We start from the raw sequence: 25836 nt of genomic DNA on the forward strand, positions 1-25836 counted from the left end.
TATATCTTCAACGTTTATTTATCGTAATGGACATAGGCGGCCCAGGGCTTTAGCACCTGGTCTGCGGTAACGAGTGGGGTGGCCGTGGTGAGCCGCTCCATGAGTTTTTCCGCTTCCCCCACGGCGATGCGGATCATCAGTTCCTTTGTTTCTTTGGGGGTGTTGGCGTTAAGGTCCCTGATGGACTGGATCCGTTTTTTCACATGGGCCAGGGCAGCCTTTACCCGGCGGTCCAGGACCGCATCTTTTTTTGCCACCAGGTCTGAAAGGCTTGCCCCCCGGGATCCTTCAAGGCCGCCGTAATAGGCCTCTTCAACTCCCTGGAACCGGCTCAGGATATCGGCATAGGGATCCACGTACACCCAGTAGGGGGCGGTTTCCGGGGTATAATCCAGCAGTTCTTCGATGGCGGGGATCATATCCTCCACAACGGTGGTGGCTTCCTGGAAAATTTCCTGGAGGGGAACGGACACTGAAACATAGCGGCTATTTTTTTCACCGGGATTGGCAAATTCCCAGGCGTAGGAGGGGCGCTGCCTGGTAATGCCCGCTTTTTTCAGGATCTCTTTTTTGGCAACAGTCAGGTTGGCGGTGCCCCGCCAGGCGGCTTCATAGTCGATGCCTTCTTCCACAAGGGCCTGGCAGACAGCCCCAAGGTAACTTATTTCAGCATCGGTGATATCGGCTGCTTTCCGGGCGCTGCCCTTCCGGAAAAGCAGGTAGCCTGCCGTGTGCAGCCCCCGGGTGGCGGAATGCTTGTTGGTACGGAGAAAGGTGGCATCCACCTTGAGTTTGCCAGCTTTGATATCCTTGAGGTAATAGTCCACCAGGTATTTGTCAAAGGGCCAGGTGGCCAGCTGTTTGTGGAAATCATAGTGGCCCCCTGGCCCGTAATTGAAGACCCAGGCAATGTTGAACCGGTTCATGGCAGCATGCCAGGCCTTTGCTGCTTTGGCAACGGCCTCATCGGTGCGGCTTTTTTCCAGGCCGTCGCAGGCCTGTTTAAAAATACTCAGTTCTTCAACCATCAGTGAGAGGGTCGGGAGTACGGCATTTTCCGTGTAATCTTCCACTGTGTCAAAGGCCTTTTTTTCATAAAGAAAGTCCTGGACCCCCTCTTTGATGCCGGCCTGTACCGGCAGGGCGCATGCCAGAAGCAGGGTTACACTGATGAGGGCGGCAAGGACCGGTCCCGCCGCTGTGGATAATAAAGGATGTTTCATTTCCTTCTCCTAATAATTAAATTATATGGTTTTATTATTCCGAAAGCTGCACCTCTAATCCGGAACGGACATCCAGTTCCAGCACCAGTGCGGCCTCAACAATCTGTTGTTGGAGGGTATTCAACTGGTTGTACAGTTTTTTCAGGGTGGCGGGATTCTTTTTTACCCTGGCATGGAGATCAAGGTCCTTTTTCCCCAGTTTGGACAGGGTGGTGTCAATTTTTCTGAACTGCTTTTTGATCTCTTTGGCAAGGCCAGGGTCCTTTGATTCATAAAGCCCGTCTTTTGTGGCCACCAGGGTGGCCATTCCTGTACTGCCGTCTCCGACAAAGGCCTGGCGGAGGCCTTGAACTGTTGCCCTGAAGCTGTCCCTTGTGCTGAGGCTCTCCCAGGCTTCCAGCGTGTCAGGCCGGCTGGGTTTTTTAAAAAAATTGCTGGGAACGGAGATCCGGTCCCGGAGCAGTACTTCGGTGACATTAAGCACCCTCGCCAGAATCAGGCTCAATGCGTCACCGGGGACAAGGAACGGCTTGCCGTTCCCGGCCTGTTTGAACTTTTGGGCTTTGTCTGCCTGCCATTCCTCCAGGAGTTGGGCGGTGCGCTGCTCAATTTCCCCGGTGATGTCCAGCAGGTGGGCGCATCGTTTGTCCGCCGTGGCCGCGGCCGCATCTCTGGGGGTGAACAGCAGGTGTTCGGCACCTGAGTATCCCCTGGTGTCGACGTTTTTAAGCATATGGGACAGGTCTGAACTTTTTACCGCCGCATCAATTACAATGCCATTGGCCGGCCATCTGCCGATTTCCCTTTCTAATTTTGCCGCTGTGCCGAACATGAAAGGGTCGGCCTGGCACCAGGCCAGGTGGGCACTGCGCCAGGCGGCACGGGCCCTTTCAAGGCCGGCTGTATCACGGGTTTGGCAAAGCCTTTCCACAGCCCGGTGAAGGTCGGCAGCGGTCTGGGACACCCGTGAGAGGTTCGGCGTAATCCCTTTGTCCGCAAGGGAGGCGAGGACATCGGGCTCCGTGAGTTTAGCCTCAGACACACCGAGGGCGCCCAGGACCATGGTGAGGCAGACGGCAAGGATAACGGCAGCGTGTACCATACGCTTGAATGGACTCATCTTTCTCATGTTGCATTCTCCGTTAAAGATAAGGCGGGCTGCCCTTGCAGGCCATGGCATGCCCGGGCTTTATTCTATTGGTATCTGGTTCGTTTTCCCGGAGACTCATTTTTCCTGCAGGGGGCAGCCGCTGTTACAGATTGAAGGCAGGTCAGAAAAAAATCTGCCCGCCCTAAAAAAATTAGCTGGAGTATATAGATTGTGAAAATCATTTCTGTGACCAGAATCACAAAAGCGATTTCATTCCGGTATATAGTGTGTCCGGTGACAGCCCGGGGGATATGGGCGGGTCAACAGGTCTCTGGTTATAATAAAATCTAACAGCAAAGGACGATGAAAGATGACGATTGAATTCAAAGTATTGGCATTGGCACTGGTTTTTACGGGGGCATTGCTTCCTTCAATGCTTCCGGCCTCGGACAAGAAAACATGCTACAGTGAATACGGCCTTGACGTACCTTGCCCTGGCGCCGGGGCTGAAAAGGGGACGGCGGTTCTCATTGATAACGGTGACGGTACGGTAATGGATCTGCGAACCGGTTATCTCTGGCAGCAGGCCGACGACGGCAAGGACCGGTCCTGGCAGGCGGCGGGAGATTATTGCAGCGCCCTGGAACTGGGCGGGCATTCCGGGTGGCGGATGCCCGAATTCAAAGAGCTGGAAACCGTTGCCGAATACGGCCGGAGCCAGTATGAGATGAGCAGGGCCTTCTCCTATCATGCGGCAAGCTACTGGACCGCCACTCCCCATAAAAGGCATCCGGAAAAAGCCGCGACCATCGGGTTTTCCGTGGCCGACAGCATTGCATACCCCAAGACCGGGAGCCACCGGGTAAGGTGTGTCTGTATCAAATAAATCAGTGGAATGTGCGTCTATTGTTTTTTGGGCGGAGAGTCTTTGGTTTCTGCGTCGCCGATCCCCGGGCCCCGTTCCAGCCTTTTTTGGATATTGAATATGATCCGCTGGGCAATGAACTCAGCGTTTTCCAGTTCCGACGCTGCGGTGACGCCGTCCACCAGGCTCTCCTCGGCATCAATTGAGCCGCCGGATATGGTGCTGATAAAGACATGGCCCGGAATGCGGCCGTCGCCGGATTCCTCCCGGAGGGTGTCGAGGATGTCCGGCGGGATGGTGCCCCGGGAAAGGGCGTTGAGGAATATGGCAATATGGCGGCCGGGCCGGGGAGTGTCGGGAAATTCCGATGTGAGCAGGTTTGCTACCGTATAGTCCCCCCCTGTGAAATGCCATTCAAGCTGTTTGGCCACGGCAGCCTCAATGCCTTTGCGGTCGCTGACAATGAAAATAACGGTTTTGCCGGCTCCCAGCTGGGCCGATATCAGGGGGGTGACGGGGCTGCATCCGGTGGCCAGTAATATTGCCAGGCATATTATTGCATATCTGAACATGGGTCCTCTTTTTATATTGTTGGTGGTGTCATAAAAATCGCACATGGGGCAAATTTAACTGAAATGGGGTAATAAATTGTGACCTGGATCACAGATTGGATTTAAAAAGGCTGGTTTGTTTCGTCCCTTTGGGACAAGTGATTTCTGTCACAGAATAGTTTTAAAATCAGTGATACGCTGGAATAAAAACAATAAACCTGATGGACAACGGGATTGAAAAAACTGCATGGGTGCTGGAAAAGACGAATTTAAATTGAATATCCTCCTGGTGGAGGATGACTATGATCTTGCCGAAACCATATGTGAATACCTGGAAATGGAAGGGCTGATATGCCACCACGCCGGCAATGGCAGAGCAGGACTGTCATTTGCACTTGAACATTATTTTCAGGTGATTCTGCTGGATCTCAACCTTCCGAAAATGGACGGGCTGGACATTTGCAGGCATCTCCGCCAAAAGGGGGTTGACACCCCCGTACTCATGGTCACCGCCAGGGACAGTCTGGCCAACAGGATCGACGGGTTCAGGGCCGGCACCGATGACTACCTTATAAAGCCCTTTGCCCTTGAAGAATTAGCAGTCCGGATTATTGCCCTGTCCAAGCGCCGGAGCGGCCAGATCACAAAACTTGCCTGCGGCTCCCTTGAAATGGATCTTGAGGCCCGGACCGTGGTCCGTGGCAATATGGATATCCGGCTTTCGCCCAGTCTTTGGACGCTTCTGGAGGCCCTGTTGAGGGCATCGCCGGGGGTGGTATCCAGGACTGAGCTTGAAAGGGCCTTATGGGGGGAGGACATACCGGAGAGCAACAGTCTCAATGTCCACATGCATCATCTGAGAAAAGCCGTTGACGGCCCTTTTTCCCAGCAGTTGATACACACGGTGTCAAGACACGGATTTTCCCTGTGCCAGGGGGCGGCGGGATAAGGCGGTGAAAAGCCGGTTTTCCATAAAAAACATTTTTATTTTTGCCGTTATTTTTTTCAGCGCATCGCTCATTCTCGGCTATTCCCTATTGAGTGCCCGGTTTTTCAGCCAGGGGGTGATCCGGGTGATCACGGATAATATGGTCAACGGCGTGGACACCTACCACAGGTCCATGGCCAGAAACAGCACCAAGGGCGTTGATTATTTCGGCAACCTGATGATCACAAGGGACTGGAAACAGGTGCCCGCGGTGGTTAGACGAACCTTTCCATCACCTGTTCCGGCGACGGGGAAATTGTATATGACAAAGGAGTCCGGTATTTTAAACCGGTCCGATCCCAATTACTATATACTGGCAGTTCCCAAGGGGGGGATCATATATTATGTCTGCCAGTGGATCGGGTTTTCCACTCCCCCCGGCACTTTCGGGTGGAATTCCAATGAAAACATAAAAGTGCTGATTGTTATCAGCTGCTGCATCGGCATGGCTCTGGCCACGGTGCTCTGGTTGATTATCAGGCGGATCGCCACCCCCATGGCGGCCCTAAGCTTCTGGGCAAAGGGGCTGGACAAACAACGGGTCAGCGAGGACCTTCCGGATTTCTACTACCGGGAACTCAATGAACTTGCCGCGCTGATCAGGGAAAAGATAGGGGCTGAGCAGGAGCGCATTGAACGGGACCGGCAGTTTCTGCATTATGCCAGCCATGAATTGAGAACCCCCGTCACGGTTATTGCCCAGAACATAGAAGTGCTTAAAAAAGCCGGGGGACTGAACACAGATCGGGCAAGGGAAATGGAGAAAAACGCCTTGAAACGGCTTTCCAGGGCTGCGGACAACATGGGCACGCTCATGGAAACCCTGCTTTGGATGGGGCGTAAGACAACCGGCGATCTTCCCAGAAAAGAAATACAGCTTGACCTTGTTTTAAATGAGATCGTTGAAAGTTTAAAATATCTTTTGGAGGGAAAAGAGGTTCGTCTGGACCTGAATACCTCTCCGGTTGTCATCGGCGCACCGGAAGCCCCCCTGCGCATCGTTCTGTCCAACCTGGTCAGGAATGCATTTCTCCACACCTCCCGGGGAAGCGTGGCCGTCACCCAGTCCGGCAATGTGGTCACGATCATCAACCTTGAAACCGACGGGGGCGGCGATGGCGGCTCCGGCAGCCCCGGTTTCGGTTTCGGATTGAGCCTGACCTCAAAGCTCATCAGTAAAATGGACTGGTCCTGGCAAAACGAGCACGGACCGGCAGGGCACAAGGCCGTGCTTTGTATCAATAAATAACATGTGGATATATTTTTTAGATACATCTAACTTTTTTTGGATATTTTAACTATTTCTTAATATTCCTTTCATTATAATGTTCTTAAAACTAATTCGCCCAGACGGATAACCTTAAAAAATTCTGAAGAACGAATAGGCTAAATTATGCAATTTCACAGTAAACAAATATCAGATGCCTTCATTGAGGCCTCAAGCTTTCATAAAAATGATGTTGAAGAGCTTCATTTTTATGTCAAGGGGATAAAGGGTGCTTCCTTTGACGCACAGGTCGGCCAGATACGGTCCGGTATTCAGTCATATCTTGAAGAAAAAATATTCCCCACCAGTTCAGTGAATTTCGTCCGGCTTTTTACAAGCGATTATGCCAACCAGGACGATAAACTCAGGGCCCTCAGTGAAACACTGGTGACCGATTTTTCAGGCTGTGCCGTATCCATTGTCCAGCAGCCGCCCCTGGAAGGCCGGAAACTGGTTGCTTGGGTGTATGCGGCAAAGGACGAAAGAAACGGCATGGTCCATAAGGAAGTGGACCGGGAAAACGGCGGTTTTGTCTGCCGCAGGGGGGACTATGTCCATATCTGGAATACCCAGTTGAAATCCGCCAACGGCAATCCGGATTCGGCATGCCAGACCCAGGAGATCTTCAACAATTTCGGGTCATTTCTGGGTGGAAAGAAACTCAACGTCAAGGATAACTGCATCCGGACCTGGTTGTTTGTAAAGGATATCGACTTTAATTACAGTGGGGTGGTGGGTGCGAGGACAGCGTACTTTGAAGGCATCAATATGACCAAGGATACGCATTTTATCGCCTCCACCGGCATCGACGGCCGCCTGGCAGATCCCAACACCAATGTCATCATGGATGCTTACTCCCTGGGGGGCATCCGCCCGGACCAGGTCAAACATCTTGAAGCCCCGGATCATCTCAACCCCACCCATGAATATGGGGTCACCTTTGAACGGGGGACGGCGGTCGATTTCGGGGACAGGCGGCATATATACATCTCCGGGACGGCCAGCATCGACAATAGGGGCAATGTGGTCCACGATGGGGATGTTTACCGGCAGGTGGGACGGGCCTTTGAAAATATAACCGCCTTGCTTGCCGATGCCGCCGCCGCTCCTTCGGACATCGCCCAGATGGTGGTCTATTTGAGGGACGTCAATGATGCCGGGACAATCGAACAATACCTGGATGAGGTTTACCCTGACATTCCCCGGGTAACGGTCCTTGCCCCGGTCTGCCGGCCCGGATGGCTGATTGAAATTGAATGTGTGGCCATAAAGGACATCACAAAACCGGAATACGGCAATTTCTAATTCCCGCTTAAGAGGTGCCCCATGCTCGAACCCATCGGAAAAACCCCGGAAACCATACCGGCTGTTGAGGGCGGACATCCGGAATGGGCGCTCCATTTTAACATTATGACGGATTATTCCAGGGTGCAAGGCTGGCGCCCGGACAGCTGGAAAAAGTATCGTGCAAGGCAGCAGCCGGCCTGGGCGGACCCTTCCGGGGCCGCGCAGGCCCAGCAAGAACTTGAGTTTCTGCCTCCCCTTGTCCCTGTCCGGGAAATGAGAATCCTGAAAGAGAACCTGGCCCTGGCGGCGGAGGGGAAGGCCTTTGTCCTCCAGGGCGGGGACTGTTCCGAAAATTTTGCCCAAAACAATGCCAAGAAGATTTCTAAAACATGTAAGACCCTTGCCTCAATGGCCTTTTCCCTCAGCAATGCCATGGGCCGGCCCGTGGTGAAAATCGGGAGAATGGCCGGCCAGTTTGCCAAGCCCAGGTCATCGGACACCCAGACCGTGGCCGGGATTGTTTATCCGTCCTACAGGGGGGATCTTGTTAATGATGCCGCCCTGGACCTGGCGGCAAGGACTCCCGACCCCCGGCGCATCCTGAAGGGATATGCCATGGCCAGGGATACCCTCGCCATCCTCAAAGCCCTGGATGCATCCACATTTTTATCCGCTTTGAATCCGGAAGCCTGGAATGATGAATTCAGGGCATTTTTCCCGGTCTATACCTCCCATGAAGCCCTGCTTCTTCCCTATGAGGCCGGGCTGCTGAGAAGGGGGACCGCCGGGGACGGGTGGTACGCCGGTTCCGGCCATATGCTGTGGATTGGAGAAAGAACGCGGCAACTTGACTCCGCCCATGTGGAACTGCTGCGGGGGGTGTCCAATCCCATCGGGGTGAAGGTGGGACCGGACCACAGCACAAAGGAAATTAGCCGGCTGTGCGGCATGCTCAACCCCAACAACGAGCCGGGACGGCTTTCGTTGATCACCCGGTTCGGCAAAGATAAAATCCGGGATTGCCTCCCCCCCCTGATCCGGGAAATAGCGGATGCCGGCCGAAGGGTGGTTTGGATCTCCGATCCCATGCACGGCAATACCGTTACCTCGGATTCCGGATACAAGACCCGGAAATACGGGGATATCTTTTCCGAGATCCAAAGCTTTTTCAGGATACACGCACAGGAGAAAACCGTGCCCGGCGGCATTCACCTTGAAATGACCGGGGAGGATGTCACTGAGTGCACCGGCGGAAGCTGCGGGATACGCAGCTGTGATCTGGAAAAGAATTATCTGACCACCTGCGATCCCAGGCTCAATGAAAAGCAGTCTCTGGAACTGGCCCGGGATGTCGGCCGAATGGCAGGGGCAGTTGAAAAATAGCGTCCTACTCATTTTGTCTCTGCTGGCCCTGCTGTCCACTGCCGCCCCCTGTTTTGGAAAAGGCCCCATCTGCAGGTATGTTGACGCCAATGGCGTAACGCACGTCTGCTCCCCTCCGGTCCCTTCGGTACCTGCCATTTTTATTAAGATGGCAGACGGTACCCAGAGGCGGTTCAGCCCGGCTCCCCAATCCTATGAGGGCATCATCAAGGCGGCGGGCAGGGCATACAGGGTGGACGCCGCACTGATAAAGGCTGTGATCCGTGCGGAATCCAACTTCAGGCCCGGGGCGGTTTCCCATAAGGGCGCCCGGGGGCTGATGCAGATTATGCCTGCAAACAACGCCGCCCTGGATATTTCAAATCCATTTGATCCCGTCCAGAACATCATGGGCGGCACCCGCCACCTCAAGCAACTGCTGGTCCGGTACCATAAAAATACGGCCCTGGCCCTGGCCGCCTACAATGCCGGAACCTCGGCCGTGGACAAACATTGCAGCATCCCCCCCTATCCTGAGACCCGGGCCTATGTCAGCCGGGTGATGGAATTCTATAGACAATATAAAGGCAGTTGACCAGCTTATTTTTTTGCACCATTCACTTATAAAGTTAGTTATGGAAATAAAATGTTGACTTTCCTTATATCGGGGTATATATCCCGTCCTGCTCAGGGGTGAGACAAATAAAGTTAGTGGTTAATAACTTTAGGGGCAATTTTTTCAAAAGGAGATTCTTGTGAAAAGGAAATTATTGATTCTGTTAACGGCGGCTGCTCTGATCTGCTTTTATTCACCCGCATTTGCCGGCCAGGGCGGCGCCCGTGGCGGATGCGGCTACAAAGGCCCCAAGCCCATAGGCCAGATTAATATGACCAACGGCGGCGTCTATGCCAGGGGGAAGATGGGCATCATTCTTAAAACCAGGTATTTTAAAAAGGACGATATCTACAGCGGTTCCGGCAGTATCGCCGATTACACGGGAAAACCCGCAGGTACAGGTCCCCGGGAACAGGAGCGGCTGGTGACCCAGCTGACCCTGAGATACGGTCTGTTTGACAACATGGATGTCCGGCTGATGCTTCCCTATTGGCAGAAAGATATGGTCCGGGGAATGATGAAATCCGGCACCCTTACCAATGTGGACAGTTCCAATGACGGCTTTGGTGATATGGTTCTCATGGGCCGGTATAAGATTCTGTCCCAGAAAAAGGGCGGCCTGTTCAACCTGGCCCTGGGTGCCGGCGTGAAAATGCCTTCCGGGGATTCCGACGACCCGGATGATTCCAAGAAGGATGAGAGCTGCTTTGGCATGGGGTTCCAGTGCGGGACCGGGTCCTGGGATCCGAAATTTGAAATTGCAGCCAACCGGATGATTCGCAACTGGAGAATCGATGCGACAATCATGGCCACCTTCCCCTCCGAGGGGGACCGGGAGTACGAATATGGGAACTGTTTTCAGTATAACCTGGGTTCCAGCGTGGCCCTCAATGACTGGTTTGACCTCCAGCTGGAATACAACGGCATCTGGAAGGATAAAAGCGAAGACCACGGGGCGGCAGTTGAAAATTCCGGCGGCCACTGGGGATATATCACCCCGGGTGTCCATTTTAAATTGAAAAAACAGCCCAATGTCCACCTTGATTTTGGCGTGCCCATCCTTGTTCTCAGGGACCTGAACGGCGAGCAGCTGTCTGAAAAATACCAGTTTGTGGCCAAGCTGGCAGTGAAGTTCTGATAGAAATAAACGAATTAAAAAAATAAGTGAGAATAAAAATGAGTAAAAAAATAATTGTATCGGTCATATGTCTGGGACTCCTTGCTGCCGCCCCCGCTGCTTGGGCAAAGAAATTCGATCCCCCCCTGAAAAAGGCGGACCTCCTGATTGCCGGGGAGCGGGTCATGGATATTGCCGCCGCCCTGGGGGTGGCCCCAAGGGCTTTTGTGGGCCGGTATTCCCTCTGGGAAGGGGGAGGGTACCTGGGAAAAGTGACCCAACTGCTGGGATGCCCGGTCAAGGCGTGCAAAAAGTCGCCTTCAACGGTCCCCAATGCCCTGGAACGGATGAAGATCCACCAGGTGATCATTGAAAAATCTCCGGAATACTGCCTGTATAAACCCGGGGTTTCCCCGGAGTGTATCCGCAAAGGGATTGAGGGCAGACAGGGGCTGACCATTGACACCGTGGATTTTTCACAGGGGCTTGAGGCCGCGGTGACGCAGACGGCCTCCCTGCTGGGCGTATCCGGGGACAGGGCCGCAGCCGTTATGGATGCATACCGCAAGGATATGGAGATTGCCCGGCAGAATGTGCAGAAGGTGGCGCCGGGCAAGCGGGTGGTGATCCTTACGGGCACCTTCCAGAAAAGCACGGGCAAAAGCTTTCTCCGGGTGGAAGCTGCCGGCGGGTATACGGATAAATACCTCCTTGCCCCCCTGAAGGCTGAAAATGTTGGGGATGCAATGGCCAAAAACGCCAAAAGGGCAAAGGGGCATTTTACCATCAGAAAGCTGGGCAGCCTGGCCGCAGTCAATCCCGACATCATTGTCATCACAGGAGATGCCCCTGCCGTGCACAAGGCGTTGAACAGGGCCGTTGCAAAGCATCCCCGGCTGGCCGGGGTCAATGCCCTGAAAAACAGTGCCGTTTATGTGCTGCCCGCATACCGGGACTGCGGCCCCCTGGAATATCCGGATAAACTCAATAAATGGGCCTGCATGTTCCGGTAATAAAAAAAACATAGACGTTTGAAAAAAAGGTATGAACCGGTATTTGAATTTTAATGGATTTCAATGCCGGTTTTCCTTTTAAGGCCTTTTTTTCTGCCAGGCGTGATTGTTGTCACAAAAAAATATTATAGATGGGATATGGTTGCCAATGCTGGAGAAGCCCATTGACTGGGAAAATATCAATTATGGAAAAACCGGATACCTTAAATACAAAGATTTCCATGTCTAAAAATAAACGAAGCGTCCTGGGGATTGTGATCATGGCCGGCATTGCCGTGGCCGTGGCCTCCTCCCTGGAAACCCGGGTGGAATGGATCGCCGCCTTTTGCGGCATGATCGGAGACGGGTGCCGGGATACGGTGCAGTACCGGATGTTCGGCATACCCATCCCTTGGCTGGGCATCGGGTATTACCTGTCCCTGGGGCTGGTCTGGCTGTCCAGGCCCCGTCTCCTTTTCCACGCCGTCATGGCCGGGCTCGGGGTGGAGGCTGCCCTGGTGGTCATCCTCATCCAGATGAAACTGCCCTGTGTGCTCTGCATCGCCAACCTTCTGGTCATGACGGCCCTTGCCGCCCTGGTGTTCGACCCCCGTCGCCTGTCGGAGACGGCCGCGGCGGGCCTGGCCTTTTTCCTTTTGTCCAACACCATGATATCCCATGCCCATGCCGTGAAGCAGGGGGGGGCAAAAGAACGCTCCCCGGCGGTACTTGCCGATGTGGCCGGCGAAACCGTGTCCAGGGATGAGATCGAGGGCCCCCTTGCCACCCGGATCTATAAACTGGAAAAGACCATCCACGATATGAAGCAGATGGCACTGGCGGGGCGGATAGCCAGGATTATCCTGGAAAAAGAGGCCCGGGAGAAAAATATCACCGCCGATGAGCTCAGGGCCGAACTGACCGGACATCTGCCCCCTGTTTCCCGGGCTGAGGTGGATTATATTTTTAAATCCAAAACCTACCGCCGCCAGGGTATCCGGGGCAGAAACGGGGAAGAGGTCCGGGCCGGAATCAAATCCTGGCTGGAAAAAAAGCGGGCGGACCGGCAGATCCTGGACCACACCCTGGGGCTCTGGGATAAATACGGGGTCAGCGTTGCCCTGGAAAAACCCAGATTTCCCGTGGCCGGTGTGGTCATTGAGGGCAGTCCGGTCCAGGGCCCGGAGACCGCTGCGGTCACTGTGGTGGAATTTTCAGATTACCTCTGCCCCTCCTGCCGGGCCAACCACGATACCGTAAAAAAGATTAAGGAAAAATACAAGGGCCGGATTCGGTGGGTCTTCAGGGATTTTCCCCTGAAAATCCATCCCGGCGCCCGGGAACTTGCCCTGGCAGCCAGGTGTGCAGGAGACCAGGGCCTGTTCTGGGAATACCAGGACCGCCTCTTTGAAGGGGAGGAAAAGCCCACACCGGAAGATGCCCTGAAGATCGCCGCCCAAATGCATTTGAACCCTGAGAAGTTCGGGGCCTGCATGGCCGACGAAGACCGCCTGGACCGCCTGGACCGGGAAACGGGAGACGCTTTTGAATCCGGCATCAACGCCACTCCCACCATCATTGTCAACGGCCGGGTCATGACCGGCGCCGCCTCTTTTGAGGCGCTTTCTGCGCTCATCGACCGGGCCCTGGACGAAGCCGCATAAAACCACCCAGGGGCCGGATGGCCCCCGGGTATCCCAAAGCGTTACCGCCCGGTTTGGGCGGGAGAGCAGATTTAATTTACATCCCTGAAATATCCTTGAGTGCCTCCTCGTCTATGATCTCCACCTCCCCGCTTTCCATGCGGATGATTTTTTTATCCTGAAGACTTGACAGGGCCCTTGAAAAGGTCTCCCTGGCCAGGCAGATGTCGTTGGCCGTCAATTCCAGGGGGCGGATATTGGCCCGCCTGGGGCACCTGGCTTTGGGGCAGAAGCCCGGGACAGCAGGGCAGATCCGGTCGGGGCTGCACTGGCGCAGCAGGTAGCCCGCCACCCGTGAGACGGCCTGGTGTTTTCGGCAGATGCAGTGCAGACGGCAGGTTTCCTCGGCATAGGCTGACAGCACCCGGGCCGCCTGGAGGCTCAGTTCCGGCCGGGCCGCGGCCAGTTTCATGAACCGCTTTGCAGGCCAGGTAAAATACCGTACCGCCTTTACCGCCTCGCCGGTATAGGGATAGGTCTCCTGCCCCGTAAAAACCATGTGCATGGAAATACAGGAGCCGGGCATGAGGATTTTCCTCAGGCAGATGTCCCCGGTGATGGTGGAATAATATTCCTTGAGTTTGCCCGACAAGAGGCAGTAAACATGGCCCACCGGATCCCCGGCCATGAAGAGCAGTCCCCCCCGTTTCAGGGATTTGACATGCCCTATGCCGATCAGCTCCTTTTGCAGTTCAGGGGCAAGTCCGTACATGAGGGGGGAGTAGAGCAGGCGTTTTTCCTCGGTCAGTGGGAGCCCCGGAATTTTAATACCGGATTGTTCCGTAGCTGCTTTATAATTCATGGCACCTCATCATTAATGAAACTTGGAAAAATTTATCTGATTCCCGGCAAATGAAAAATCGCCAGGTTGCATGGTGAGTAACTCAATTAGGATAAACTAAATTTATAGTCAAGCACTAATTTTATGAAGAGTGGAAAATAAAGTGGAAATTGTGATCATCGTCACAACCCCTTCTGCCATCCCGTGTATATTTGCGCCCATGGATCACCGGGGAAAATATAAAGATTAAAATTTTTTAATAAACCGTGATTCCTGTCACAAAACTTATCCCGGAATGGGATATAAAGCAGGTAAAAGTTAGTCTGAACTTAAAATGCTTTAAGCGAAAGAAAGAGAAATGAGCACTGTCACAAACCAGGATGTATTAAACCGCATTGTTCACTTATACCACGATATGTTTGCCCACGACGGCCACAGCGATCTGCGGGTGGAAATGAAAATTCTCCGCCGGGGGCAGAAGGAGGTCATTGTTTACTGCGGCAAGCAGTACCGGTTTGTGGTGGATTTCGCCAATAAGGCAGAGCGCGGCCCCCTGGCCGCCTGTGAATAGGAAAGGGGCATGCGGAGGTGAACTTCGATGCATTGTCAATATACGGATCTCAACAGCTTAAAAAGGAGGAAACTCACCTGCGGGGCGCAACCGCCCCGGACGCAAGAAGGAGGAGTGTCCATGGTGTGGGACCATCGATGCCGAAACCATCTAGTTCTATTTTGTACAGCGGGGTCGTAAACGATCCCCGGGCCTGGAACGGCCCCCACCTTCAAATTAAATTTTAAGGATAACAAGAAAATGATTAAAACCATGTTTAAAAAAGCCGTTAAAAGACTGCACAATGCCAAGAAAAGATCCAACCAGAGTGGCTTCACCCTGCTTGAGCTCCTGGTTGTCGTGGCCATCATGGCCGCCATCGCCGGCACCGCCACCATCGCCCTGAAAGACACCGACGCCCGGGCCTCGGCCGCCGCCCACGTGGCCATGATGGATGAATTGAATAAGGGCATCCGGACCTATAGGGTTATTAAGCGGAATGAACTGCCCAACCATTTTGATTCGCTAATGGAGCTTGGTGCAACAGACAGTACTGATGGTGTTCGTGCAGGTTCTACCGCAACTTCTGGTGACAGTCTTCTTGGCTGGGATGCTGCTGATGCAGTTACCGCTCCATTAACTGCTGCTGCTGTTGGGATTATGGGCGATGCTGGTCTGACCCATATGCAGTATATTGATACCAGTCTTGATGCTGATGGTACTGATTCCGCAAATACGTGCGCAGATGTTAATGCGATGATCCGCAGCAGGGCGAATGCTGTTGTTGCAGGCAATATTTTCCTTGGCGTTGGGGGTAACGGATGCGGTATTTCCACTGAACTCGTAGACGGCTCCGAAGCAACTTTTTGGAACGGTGGCAAAGAACGTTTGACCGGACAACCCGGCGACGCTAATCCGTTTGCAACTGGCGAACCTGTTTATCTTCTGACCGGAGTCGGTCCTGCCTCCACTCTGTTTGATGCCAGTTCTCTGGGCGGCATGACTACAGTTCCCGTATACCGTCATGTGAAACCCGACCAGTACAACCGGTTTATTGCCGTATGGCAGGTGGGTGTTTGCAATGCCGACGGCACTGCGCCTTCAGGCGATTCCGGAACGCTGTGCACATATGACGCAGCCGACCAGTTTGAACTCATCGCCATCGTTGACGGCGCCCTGGATACCAAGGAAGAAGAGCTTGGCGAATGGGACGGCACCCGTAACACCATCTAAACCCCACCGGCCGCGGACGGCACTCCTCCCCTTGGCTGGCCTCCGCAATGCCGTGTGACCCCGGCCGGGGCGGAATCGGAAAACAGGTCTCTTCCGGTTCCGCTCCGGCCTCCTTAATGGACAGGGAGGGAAACCGTATATGAGATTTGAGACCCGGGGCCGGCCAAGGCGGTTCCGGCCCCGGGCCTGAGGTTTTATATCCAACACAAGATAAGGAGAAGTATTGTGCTGAAAACAAAGATGACCCTAAGTTCCTTTTGCGCCGTCTGCCTGATCTCTCTGGTCGCGGCCATGGTATCCGGTTGCGGCGGCGATAAGGATGCCATGAAGGCCGCCCTGGCCAAAACCGGGATGGCCTCGGACCAGGCTGCCTGCTTTGCCGAGAAAATGATTGAAGAGGGCATGGAAGCCGAGCCCTATAATTATATGGCCGCCCTGATGAACAACGGGGCTTCGGAAAAAGATGCCGTAAACCGGACCCGCCGCAAATTCACTGCGGAGTTTAAAACCCCTATGGATGCGGCCAGAAAAACCTGTGTCCAATAGGCCCCCCATAATGCCCCTGGGCAGCAGGGGCTTTACCCTCCTGGAGCTCCTGGTGGTGGTGGCCATCCTTGCGGCGGTTGCCTCGGTGGGGGCCACCACCTTTTTCAGGGTCAGGGAGGGGGCGGCGGAGCAGGTGGCCCGCATGGAGATGCAGGCCATTGCCAAGGCCCTGCGGCAGTTCAAGGCCGACACCGGGTATTTCCCCAAGACCGGGCCCTTTAATTTAACAAGCGCATCGGGAGGCAAGGTTTCCTATGCCCGGCTGCCGGGCTATGCCGGAAATAATGATTCCGAATGTGCGCTATGGTTTAATTCCCCGGCTAATTTTTACCAATTATTTAAAAATCCCCTGGAGGACTCCGGCCATGCTTTGGAAGACTGGAACCCTGAAACGGGCCGGGGCTGGCGGGGTCCTTATCTTGCCGGTTTTCAGGAGGGGTATTTGGATATCCGTTCCGGGGTTAACGATACGGTGGAAGGGACCCCCTACGGGAAAGAAGACGGCAGCCCCCTGTCCGGCGCCAATATCCCGGATGTGGAAGGCATTGCCGATCCCTTTGAACACCCGGCCGAAGAGGTGGGGGGCAATACCCTGCTGGACTGGTGCCGCAGTCCCAATAATGGGGCGCCTGAGCGGCGGGTATGGGGCCGGCCCTATCTTTTATTTTATGATTCATCAGCCGGAGAATGGCACCTGGTCAGCATGGGGCTTGACGGGACCTACGGCAGCAGTGACGACATTCAACTGAATATAAAGTGAGACCTAAGTGAAAAGATTAAAATTTATACTGCGGCTGGCAACATGCCTGGTGCTGATGACGACCGTTTGGAGCCCGGCTTCCGGGGCCAGGGACGAGGAATTCAAGAAAATAAAGCTGGACCAATTCATTGAACAGGAAAAAAAGGCAGTGGCCGGCCAGGGCAGGCGGATGATTAAGATGGCCGTGCCTGTCTCATTCGAAGCCAAAATGAAGCGTTTCCCCGAAGCCAAAAAGATGAGCTATGTGTACACGGCCATGCAGATGGCCGGGATCAGCCCCATGCCCGAGGTGGGGCATCGGATGTTCGTGGAGTCCGGGGAAGGGCGGATCATTCCGGTCTATGTTGAAAAAGGGGCCGCGGCCAAACTGAAATCCGGCCTCCAGGAGGAATGCGCCGCCAGGTTCCTGGGATACCATGTTTACTCCTATGCCAAAGGCCCGGCTATCCTTGTGGTGGATTTTTACCCCACGGCCAGGTAGCCGCCCCTGAAAGCTATGAAACCATCTTTCCATAAAAAACAACTTCCCGTCTGGAAAAGCCAGCAGGGCTTCACCCTCCTGGAGCTGCTCATGGTGGTGGCTATCCTCTCCACCGTGGCCTGGATGACCCTGGATACCGTGGGCAATAATAACAACCAGGTCCGGTTTGAGGACACCAAGAACCGGCTGGCCGCCATCCGCCGGGCCATTATCGGGGATGTCTCCCGTACGGTGAACGGTGCCCCGGAAGTCCGGGGGTATGTGGCGGATATGGGGTCGTTGCCCGGTAGTCTTCGTGATTTGGTGTCTCAAGGTAGTCATGTGGCCAACAATTATAGTGCCACTTACGGTCTTAGGGTTGGGTGGAACGGCCCATACATTTCTGCTTCGTCCATGACAGGTGGAGCCCGCTTTCCCGATGCTTGGGGTAACGATGATGGAACTGATAATTATGGATGGCAATTTAATGTGGATGTCGGAACCGGTGATTTAACAGTAGGCAGCCAAGGATTGGATAATGCCTCAGGAGGTACCGGTATATACGAAAAAGATTATCCAGATTATACAATTGCTGCCCCGAATACTCCACCTCCCTTGGTGTCTGGGAATGAATATTTTGTTGAAGTTACAGATGCTTCTGGCAACGGTAGACTCCCCGTTGATATTGATGCACCGGCACCTTGCTGGAAGTGCAGTAGCGGCAGCAGCAGTACCCGAAGAGCCTGTGAAGTGCCTTCCGGCACTGGGGTGTGGGAATCTGTTCAAGGTGCGGATACATATGGGGCATGCAGAGTCGCTGGCGGGGTATGGTTACCCCCCGGCCATGTTGGAGCCGGATGTGAGGATTCAACAAAGGACTCAGCCTCATGTTCCGGTACGGAATACGGCGGCGGTATCAACGGAGTCTGGGGGGGAATTGATATTGACGGCAACCCGATCAACAAGTGCATTGATTTTACAAGGGATTTATCTACTTGCACCACAAAGGACTACAGCGGCGACAACTCCGGGACGTTCGGCTCCTGGATTCAATTGTACAACGGTGTTGGGATCTGCACGGATACATCATTTACCGATAAAGCATCCTGCACTGTGGCTGGCGAAACCTGGTATTTGTCCGCTCTGTCTGAGTCCGTATGTATGACAATTGCCCACAGGGTTTCAGGTGTCATTGCAGAACAGGATTCCCGTCCGTTTTTTTTTAATTGGGACGGCACTCGGCAGCGGCTTGAATTTGCAATGAATAGTGAGTCGACAGCCTTTTCCCTGCCCCAGGGCAGAGCGGGATACCGACTCTATGAATTCGACGAAACAGCTAATGCATGTACCGACACCCCCTTTCCCAAGACGGGAACTCAGTGGCGGCACTTTACTGTTGTACCGGGCAATATAATTCCGGAATTGGAATGGGATATTGAATAAAATTTTAAAGAAGCTCAAATTCCGTGCGCCGGCGGGCGGCGGCGGGAAAAGAAAGAAGAAAAAAAACAAATCGCCCCGCATCCGCAAAAAATTAAACCTGCCAAAAAGGCCGGGACGGATCCTGGTATTTGAAACCACGGGCAGCGCCCTGTACGGGGCCGTGGCGGCCTGCGGGCTGGGCCCGGACTGTAAAATGGGGGCTGTTGCCGTTTCCACGGCGCCGGAGATGGGCGATGCCGTGGCCGAGGTGGTGGCCGGGCTGAAACAGGGCAAAAAAAAGCGGCTGCCCAAAACCGCGGTGCTCATCACCCCTTCGGCGGCTTCGGACCTGCTTTCCCTTCCCGTAAACCCCAAAAAGCCAAGGCCCAGGCCCCAGATGGCCGAAATGGTCCGCTGGGAGCTGGAGGAGGTTTTTTTCCGCCAGGGGGAACTGTGGTCTTTGGGCAGTTTGCTCCAGGGGGCCGGGCATATCACGGCGGAGCAGCGCCGGGAGGCCGAGGCCTCGGCTGATGGCACGGGGCCGGATGTCTACGGGGGGCTGGCGGCCAAGGAGCAGGTGGCCCAATGCCTCCAGGCCCAGGAGATCCTGGCGGAAATGGATGACGATCTGGCCACGGGATGGTGCGCCCAGGGGGGGGAGGGCGACGGCCGCTTTGCCTGGCTGGCCGCCGGCATCGGCGACGGTATCAGGAGCCGGTGGCAGGAGGCCTTTAAGCAAAATAAGATTTTTCTATCCTGGATTTATCCCCAGCTGGGAACGGTGCTCCCCCTGGTTTCAGGCCGGCAGCCCGGTGGGGGCGGCTGGGTCCTGGTCCATGTCCGCCAGGAACAGGCCGGCCTGGTCCGGGTGGAAGACGGCCATATCCAGGCATTTACCGTCAAGCCGGGGCAGGGCGGGGCCTTTGATCCCCAAAACCTGGCCCAGGAAGTCCTGAGATGTCTCACCCCGAAAACCGGTCATGTCTTTTTTGCCATGGATCCAGAGCTTGAGGCGCCGGTTTCAGAGGCCTTTTACCGGGGGCTGGAGGGCCGGGAGGTGGGTTTGGCCATGGTTGCTGCCAGCGGGGATATGGATACGGAAACCTGCCACTTTGCTATCCGGTCTTCCATGGAAGGGGCGGCCCGGCATGCCTTGGGCCGGACCCCTGCCGGCACTCTGGTGCGCATTGAGGCCCAGGAGCCCAAACCGCCCCTGTGGAAGGATAAGGACTTCTGGCCCTGGGCCCTGCTGGTTCTGCTTCTGGCCGGGCTCGGGGGATACGATGGCTACATCCGCGCCCAGGGTGATAAATATGCCTGGGATTTGGACCTGTGCGAGATTGAGCTGCAAAACGGCAAAAAGATGAAACAGCAGGCCATGTCCACCATTTCCCGGGCCAATAAACTGGAGGAGACCCTGGCGGAAAAGGAAAAGGAACTGGCCGAGCAGAAGCGGCTGCAGGAGATTCTGGATACGGTGATCCGATACCGCCAGGACCTGGTGCCCGGGATGATGGAGGCCATCGGCAATGCCGTCACCGACGGGGTGGTTCTGGATAAATTCATGGAAAATGAAGACCGGTCCGGTTTCTACCTGGAGGCCTGGGCCCTGAAGGACACCGAGGGCCAGGAGTTCGGGACAAAGCTTAACCAGGCCCTGGCCGACTGGAAGTACAAGGTGGGGGATATCAAGTTGACTCAGGGGCCGGGGCCCATAGGGCTTTCCGGATATATCCTGGCCATTCACATTGTCCGGTCCCGGGCAGGTGCCGGGGCCAAAGGGGGGAAAAATGGTTAAAAAATGGAAGGCCATGAGCCGGTCCGAGCGGCTGCAGTGGCAGGGCCTGGCCGGCGGATGCATCATTATCCTTTACACCTTTGTCTTCTATCCCATCAGTTCCGGCCGTTTGGCGGAAAAACAGAAAATGCTCAACCGGTGCAAAAACCGTGTGGAGACCCAGACCCGCATTGATAATCTCAAAGGGTCCTCCTCTTCTCCCAAATCCCTGGAATCCAGAATCGCCAGGATTGAAAAACAGATCCAGGCAACCCGGCAGGGGTTTGACGAACTGGATACGGGCTTTGCCCCCATGGCATCGGCCGAGGTGCGTCAGCAGCTTTTGCTGGAGGTGTCCACCCTGGCCGAGCGCACCGGGGTAACCCTGCTTTCGGTGGCGGTCAAGGGCATTCGCTACCAGGATGGTAAAACCATGACTCCGGTGGATCCGGAGCTGGGCCGCCCCCTGCTGCTCATCCAGGCCGCGGCCCCCTTCTGGTATCTTAAGGATTTTTTCCAGGGGCTCAAGGATCTTTCCTTTTACGTTTCCGTCATGAACCTGAATCTGTACGCAACCCCTCCCAAGGACGGCAAGGTAAAAGAACTGCACCCCGGGGATTTATACGTTTCTTTAGAGGTATCCATCTAAAAATGAACCAGACCCGTTTTATCCGTCAATTTGACACCCTTTTGGCCCTCTGCGTTGAAAGGGGGGCTTCAGATATGCACCTGACCTCCGGCCGGCCGCCGGGCTACCGGATCCACGGAAAACTCACCGCCAACGGCGAAGAGATCCTGGAGGCAGAAACCATAACCGCCATGGTCCAGGAGATCATGAGCGATTCCCAGCGGGAAATATTTAAGGCAAAATCCACGGTGGACCTGGGCTATACAACAGGTGCCGGCACCCGGTTCCGCCTCAATATTTATATGGAAACGGGAAGGCCCGCCATGGCCGTGCGCTACCTGAACCAGGATCTCCCGGACATGGCGGCGGCGGGCCTTCCCCAGGTGCTCAAGCGTTTGGCCTACCTGCCCTCGGGCCTGGTTCTCATCACCGGGGCCACGGGGTCGGGCAAATCCACCACCCTGGCCATGCTCCTGGATGAGATCAACCAGAACCGCAACTGCCACATTCTCACGGTGGAGGACCCGGTGGAATTCATCCATGAAAACAAGGCGTCCCTGGTCCACCACAGGGAGGTGGGGGCGGATGTGCCCTGTTTTGCCTCGGCGGTGCGGGCGGCCCTGCGGGAGGACCCCGACGTGATCATGGTCGGCGAGATGCGGGACCTGGAGACCATGAAGGCCTCCATCACCGCGGCGGAAACCGGCCACCTGGTTTTTTCCACCCTCCATACCGGGGAGGCCGTGGGTGCAGTGGAACGGTTCATCGGCCATTTTTCCGGCGGGGAGCAGGAGGTGGCGCGGCACCGGATTTCCATGGTGCTTAAAGCCGTCATTGCCCAGCGCCTGGTGCCGGTCATTGGCGGGGGCGGCCGGGTGCCGGCCCTGGAGATGCTCCGGGTGAACAACGGCAGCGCCAACCTCATCCGCACGGCCAAGACAAGGCAGCTGTATTCCATGATGGAATCGGGGGCCAACCAGGGCATGTGGACCCTGGACCAGGATCTGGCCCGGCTGGTTTTTGAAAAGAAAATCGCCCGGCAGTCTGCCCTGGACATCTGCGCCAACCCCATGGGGTTTGACCGCCTGGTGGATGCGGCAAGGGGGTGGAAGGTGGCGGACTATGCCTGTTAGCGAGACCGCCCTCATTGATGCCGGCGTAAAGGTGGGCCTGGTGCCGGACGGGGATCTTTCCGGCCTGCGCCTCAGGGCCAAGCGGGAGCGTTTAAAGCTGCTGGAGGTGGTGACCCGGGAGAACCGGTTTCCCGAGACCGCCCTCTACCAGGCCCTGGCCGATACCCGTAATCTTGCTTTTTTCCACCCCCGGGACCTGGTGGCTGATGCAGAGGCAGCAGGGCTGTTGCCCCACACCCTCATGCTTAAACGGCTCATGCTGCCGGTGAAGCGCCAGGGGGATGAGCCGGTGCTTGTCCTGTCAGACCCCGATGACCGGCTGAGCCTGGACCGGGTGCGGCAGGCCACGGGCCGGCACTGGAAGATTGGCCTCTCCGATCCCGAATCCCTGAAATCCGCCATTGCCCGGTTCCGGGAGACGCAGCTTGCCTCATCCGGGCGGGGGGCTGCACCGGCGGCTGCGGGGGCAGGGGGAACGGCTGATCCGGTCACCCTGCTGGACGATATCATGAAAGAGGTTTACCTGCGCCGGGTTACGGATGTCCATTTTGAGCCCGAAGAGGATGGGATGCGGGTGCGTCTGCGGGTGGACGGGCAGATGGAAGCGTTCCAGCGTTCCTTGACCAAGGCCGACGAAGAGGCCCTGCTCAACCGGGTCAAGGTGTTGTCTGGCCTGGATATTGCCGAGCAGCGTATGGCCCAGGACGGGGCCATGAAATATAAGATCATGGGCTGGGATCTGCCCGAAACAGACATCCGTGTGGCCACCATCCCGACCAAGTGGGGGGAGCGCTGCACCATGCGGATTCTGGGCCAGGACACCGGGGACCTCACCCTCTCCCAGCTGGGCATGCCCAACCATATGCTGGCCGCTTTTAAAAAGGCCATCGCCAGCCCCCACGGCATGATCCTGGTCACCGGGCCAACGGGGTCGGGCAAATCCACCACCCTCTACGCCGGTATCCGGGAACTGGACGTGGGCCAGCTCAACGTGCTCACGGCGGAAGACCCGGTGGAACAGACTATTGACGGGGTCTCCCAGGTCCAGGTTTCCACCAAGGTCAGCTTTGCCCAGGCCCTGCGCTCCTTTCTCCGCCATGATCCGGATGTGATCCTGGTGGGGGAAATCCGGGACCGGGAAACCGTGGAGATCGGGCTGCGGGCCGCCATGACGGGCCACCTTGTACTCTCCACCCTCCACACCAACGATTCCGTCGGGGCCGTAACCCGGCTGGCCGATGTGGGGGCCGAGCGGTTTCTCATCGGCTCCACCCTCATCGGGGTCCTGGCCCAGCGCCTGGCCCGGCGGCTCTGTCCCAGATGCCGGAAAAAACGGGCTGCAACCCTGGAGGAGCTGGAAATCCTGGGCCTGGATCAAGGCAGAGGCGTGGAATTATACGAGCCTGATGGATGTTCCTTCTGCCTGGGATCGGGATACAAGGGCCGCATCGGTTTGTTCGAGGCCCTGTGGATCGGAAAGGGCCTGGCAGAGACCATTGCCCAGGGGGCAGGGGAGCGGGAAATCCGGGGGAAGGCGACCCGTTTCACCTCCCTGTGGGAGGACTGCCGGGCCAAGGTGCTCAACGGGGATGCGGCCCTGGCCGACCTTCTCCATTACCGTCCGGAGGAGGGGTAAATGCCGGTATACTCTTATACCGGGCTGGACGGCTCGGGCAAGGAGGTGCAGGGCGTCCTTGAGGCGGAGAGCCCCAAGGAAGTGGCCGGGATCCTGAGGGCGCGCTCGGTGTTCCTGCTCAAGGCAAAGGAAGGGGAGGGGGCTGACCTGGGCGGCGGCCTTCTTGGCATGGCCGGCAGGGGGCTGTCCATGCTCAGGCCCAGCCGGTTTATGCCGGTGAGATCAGGTGATCTTATTGTTTTTTTCCGGCAGCTGGCCCTGATGCTCAGGGCGGGATTTACGCTGGTCTCGGCACTGGAGGCCAGCCACGATATGCAGGACAAGCACCGGCTGCGCCGGGTGATTAAACGGCTTAACGACGAAATCCGGCGGGGAGAGAGCTTTTCCAATGCCCTGGCAAAGGAAAAAAAGGTGTTTCCGGCCATGACCGCCAACCTGGTGGCTTCCGGAGAGCAGAGCGGAAACCTGGATGCCATCCTGGAACGGCTGGCCGAAAACCTGGAACGGGCAAAGGATTTGAAGCTCCAATTTATCACGGCCATGTTTTATCCCTGTTTCATTCTGCTCTCCTCTCTGGCCGTGATTGTACTCATGCTCGTTTACGTGATTCCCAAATTTTCCACCTTTCTGGCGGCCCGCCATGCGGAACTGCCCGGGTCCATGCTCATGCTCTTGGGGATCTCGGACTGGTTTCTCACCTGGGGCGGCCCCCTGGGCATTGTGCTGGGCGGGGGGCTGTTTGCCGTCCTTGCCGCCTATACCACGGTGCCGGGCAAACGGGCCGTGGACAAGGTATTGGTAAGGGTGCCGGTGGTGGGCTCCACCCTGGTACTGGCGGCCATGGCCAATGCCGCCTGGACCCTGGCCATGCTGCTTAAAAGCGGGGTCACGGCCATGGATTCCCTGAGGGTGACCTCGGGGGTGACCGGAAACCTGGCCGTGGCCGACTGCTTCGGCCGGGCCGCCGAGGGGCTGCTGGACGGCCGGCCCTTGTCAAAAACCTTTGAACAGCCCCATATCCCAGTACTCATGCGGCATATGGCCGCCGTGGGGGAAAGTTCGGGCCAGCTGGATTCGGTGATGCAGGAAGTGGGGGAATTTTATCAGAAGGAACTCATCGGCCGGGTCAAGCTCATGGCCACAATGATTGAGCCGGTGATGATCCTGGGGGTGGGGCTGCTGGTGCTTTTTGTCTACCTGGCACTGTTCCAGTCGGTTATGGCCGTGTCAAAAGGAGGGATGTAAATTTTATGGGGAAGATTATTAGAACCGCCGCTGTACTGAGCCTGGGCCTCTGTCTGGCCGGGCTGCCCCCGGCCCGGGGGGATTCCGGTAATGGTGCCGGGACGGATAAAGCGGCCGCGGTAAAAGAAAAAATAACAAAGGCCGCCGCAAAGGCCGCGGACAAGACAGTGGATGCCGGCAGGGCCGTGGTATCAACATTCAATGGATTTGCCCAGACATACACCGGGGCCCCGGAAGAAGAGAACGTCCCAACGGCCCGTCGGGATCCCTTTGGCGCGTCGGAAAAGCTGAGACGGGCAAAGGAAGGGCCGCTCCAGCCGGCTGCCCGGCCCCGTCCGGAACGATTCGGTTTCAAGCCCCGGGCCGAACAGCCCAAGGAAATGCCCAAAATGAAGCTCAAGGGTCATCTCAAGGGCCGGAACGGCGAAGTGGTGGCCCTGCTGGAGATCAAGGGCGGAGATGTCTATATCGTCCGGGAGGGGGATACCGTGGGCCTCCACGACCTGGGCATTGATTCGGTGATCCGGATCCAGGAAATCAGCCGCCGGCACCTGGTGGTGGAGTCCGGCACCCTGGGCACCGTGATCATCGTGCGTTAAAAGGC

The 25836-nt window shown here is 56.1% G+C and carries 25 protein-coding genes; 21 read left to right on the forward strand and 4 right to left on the reverse strand.

The annotated features are described in order from the left end of the window. Window positions 1-14: 14 nt before the first annotated feature. A complete protein-coding gene (locus HUN04_24750) occupies window positions 15-1223 on the reverse strand; it encodes an Imelysin (protein ID WDP92755.1) in 1209 nt (402 codons plus the stop codon). Between the two features lie 34 nt (window positions 1224-1257). Further along, on the reverse strand, window positions 1258-2352 hold the full coding sequence (locus HUN04_24755; protein ID WDP92756.1) for an imelysin family protein: 1095 nt from the start codon (window positions 2350-2352) through the stop codon (window positions 1258-1260). Between the two features lie 331 nt (window positions 2353-2683). Here HUN04_24755 and HUN04_24760 point away from each other — a divergent pair, with 331 nt between their 5' ends. Further along, entirely contained in the window at window positions 2684-3199 is a 516-nt protein-coding gene (locus HUN04_24760) for a DUF1566 domain-containing protein (GenBank protein ID WDP92757.1), read from the forward strand. 17 nt (window positions 3200-3216) lie between these two features. Here HUN04_24760 and HUN04_24765 read toward each other — a convergent pair whose 3' ends face one another. After that, on the reverse strand, window positions 3217-3750 hold the full coding sequence (locus tag HUN04_24765; GenBank protein ID WDP92758.1) for a hypothetical protein: 534 nt from the start codon (window positions 3748-3750) through the stop codon (window positions 3217-3219). A gap of 226 nt (window positions 3751-3976) precedes the next feature. Between HUN04_24765 and HUN04_24770 the strand changes: the two genes are divergently transcribed. The 8 genes from HUN04_24770 (at window position 3977) to HUN04_24805 (ending at window position 13022) form a co-directional block, all read left to right on the forward strand. After that, a complete protein-coding gene (locus HUN04_24770) occupies window positions 3977-4678 on the forward strand; it encodes a response regulator transcription factor (protein WDP92759.1) in 702 nt (233 codons plus the stop codon). A gap of 4 nt (window positions 4679-4682) precedes the next feature. Continuing rightward, a complete protein-coding gene (locus tag HUN04_24775; GenBank protein WDP92760.1) occupies window positions 4683-5966 on the forward strand; it encodes a HAMP domain-containing histidine kinase in 1284 nt (427 codons plus the stop codon). 144 nt (window positions 5967-6110) lie between these two features. Next, window positions 6111-7289, forward strand: a complete 1179-nt coding sequence (locus HUN04_24780) for a hypothetical protein (protein WDP92761.1) — start codon at window positions 6111-6113, stop codon at window positions 7287-7289. 105 nt (window positions 7290-7394) lie between these two features. Next, window positions 7395-8654, forward strand: a complete 1260-nt coding sequence (locus HUN04_24785; protein ID WDP93402.1) for a 3-deoxy-7-phosphoheptulonate synthase — start codon at window positions 7395-7397, stop codon at window positions 8652-8654. A 148-nt stretch (window positions 8655-8802) separates the two neighbouring features. Then, window positions 8803-9228: a lytic transglycosylase domain-containing protein gene (locus HUN04_24790; GenBank protein WDP93403.1), complete on the forward strand. Its 426-nt coding sequence runs from the start codon at window positions 8803-8805 to the stop codon at window positions 9226-9228. Window positions 9229-9388: 160 nt separating this feature from the next. Continuing rightward, window positions 9389-10387 (forward strand): transporter, encoded by a 999-nt coding sequence (locus HUN04_24795; protein ID WDP92762.1) that lies wholly within the window; start codon window positions 9389-9391, stop codon window positions 10385-10387. 38 nt (window positions 10388-10425) lie between these two features. Then, entirely contained in the window at window positions 10426-11379 is a 954-nt protein-coding gene (locus tag HUN04_24800; GenBank protein WDP92763.1) for an ABC transporter substrate-binding protein, read from the forward strand. 185 nt (window positions 11380-11564) lie between these two features. After that, window positions 11565-13022, forward strand: a complete 1458-nt coding sequence (locus HUN04_24805) for a thioredoxin domain-containing protein (protein ID WDP92764.1) — start codon at window positions 11565-11567, stop codon at window positions 13020-13022. A gap of 76 nt (window positions 13023-13098) precedes the next feature. Here HUN04_24805 and HUN04_24810 read toward each other — a convergent pair whose 3' ends face one another. Beyond that, window positions 13099-13863, reverse strand: coding sequence for a Crp/Fnr family transcriptional regulator (locus tag HUN04_24810; GenBank protein WDP92765.1), 765 nt, complete (start codon window positions 13861-13863; stop codon window positions 13099-13101). A 337-nt stretch (window positions 13864-14200) separates the two neighbouring features. Here HUN04_24810 and HUN04_24815 point away from each other — a divergent pair, with 337 nt between their 5' ends. From HUN04_24815 to HUN04_24870, 12 genes are all read left to right on the forward strand, one after another. After that, entirely contained in the window at window positions 14201-14413 is a 213-nt protein-coding gene (locus HUN04_24815) for a hypothetical protein (protein WDP92766.1), read from the forward strand. A gap of 240 nt (window positions 14414-14653) precedes the next feature. Continuing rightward, the gene (locus HUN04_24820) at window positions 14654-15625 is read left to right on the forward strand and encodes a prepilin-type N-terminal cleavage/methylation domain-containing protein (protein ID WDP92767.1); all 972 of its coding nucleotides are present in this window, start codon (window positions 14654-14656) and stop codon (window positions 15623-15625) included. A gap of 225 nt (window positions 15626-15850) precedes the next feature. Then, the gene (locus HUN04_24825; GenBank protein WDP92768.1) at window positions 15851-16171 is read left to right on the forward strand and encodes a hypothetical protein; all 321 of its coding nucleotides are present in this window, start codon (window positions 15851-15853) and stop codon (window positions 16169-16171) included. A 10-nt stretch (window positions 16172-16181) separates the two neighbouring features. Next, window positions 16182-16931, forward strand: coding sequence for a prepilin-type N-terminal cleavage/methylation domain-containing protein (locus HUN04_24830; protein ID WDP92769.1), 750 nt, complete (start codon window positions 16182-16184; stop codon window positions 16929-16931). Between the two features lie 7 nt (window positions 16932-16938). Beyond that, window positions 16939-17412, forward strand: coding sequence for a hypothetical protein (locus HUN04_24835; GenBank protein WDP92770.1), 474 nt, complete (start codon window positions 16939-16941; stop codon window positions 17410-17412). A gap of 15 nt (window positions 17413-17427) precedes the next feature. Continuing rightward, window positions 17428-18834 (forward strand): prepilin-type N-terminal cleavage/methylation domain-containing protein, encoded by a 1407-nt coding sequence (locus HUN04_24840; GenBank protein WDP92771.1) that lies wholly within the window; start codon window positions 17428-17430, stop codon window positions 18832-18834. Further along, complete coding sequence (locus tag HUN04_24845) at window positions 18827-20611, forward strand: hypothetical protein (protein ID WDP92772.1); 1785 nt, start codon at window positions 18827-18829, stop codon at window positions 20609-20611. The genes HUN04_24840 and HUN04_24845 overlap by 8 nt, the downstream gene beginning before the upstream one ends. Continuing rightward, window positions 20604-21239: a hypothetical protein gene (locus HUN04_24850; protein ID WDP92773.1), complete on the forward strand. Its 636-nt coding sequence runs from the start codon at window positions 20604-20606 to the stop codon at window positions 21237-21239. The genes HUN04_24845 and HUN04_24850 overlap by 8 nt, the downstream gene beginning before the upstream one ends. Before the next feature lie 2 nt (window positions 21240-21241). Then, entirely contained in the window at window positions 21242-22351 is a 1110-nt protein-coding gene (locus HUN04_24855; GenBank protein ID WDP92774.1) for a PilT/PilU family type 4a pilus ATPase, read from the forward strand. After that, window positions 22341-23987 carry a type II/IV secretion system protein gene (locus HUN04_24860; GenBank protein WDP92775.1) on the forward strand — a complete coding sequence of 549 codons (1647 nt, stop codon included), beginning with the start codon at window positions 22341-22343 and terminating at the stop codon, window positions 23985-23987. The genes HUN04_24855 and HUN04_24860 overlap by 11 nt, the downstream gene beginning before the upstream one ends. After that, window positions 23988-25232 (forward strand): type II secretion system F family protein, encoded by a 1245-nt coding sequence (locus HUN04_24865; GenBank protein WDP92776.1) that lies wholly within the window; start codon window positions 23988-23990, stop codon window positions 25230-25232. It begins immediately after the preceding gene. A gap of 5 nt (window positions 25233-25237) precedes the next feature. After that, window positions 25238-25831 (forward strand): hypothetical protein, encoded by a 594-nt coding sequence (locus tag HUN04_24870; GenBank protein ID WDP92777.1) that lies wholly within the window; start codon window positions 25238-25240, stop codon window positions 25829-25831. Window positions 25832-25836 lie beyond the last annotated feature (5 nt).

Origin of the sequence: Desulfobacter sp., from assembly GCA_028768525.1 — a bacterium.
GTDB lineage: Bacteria > Desulfobacterota > Desulfobacteria > Desulfobacterales > Desulfobacteraceae > Desulfobacter.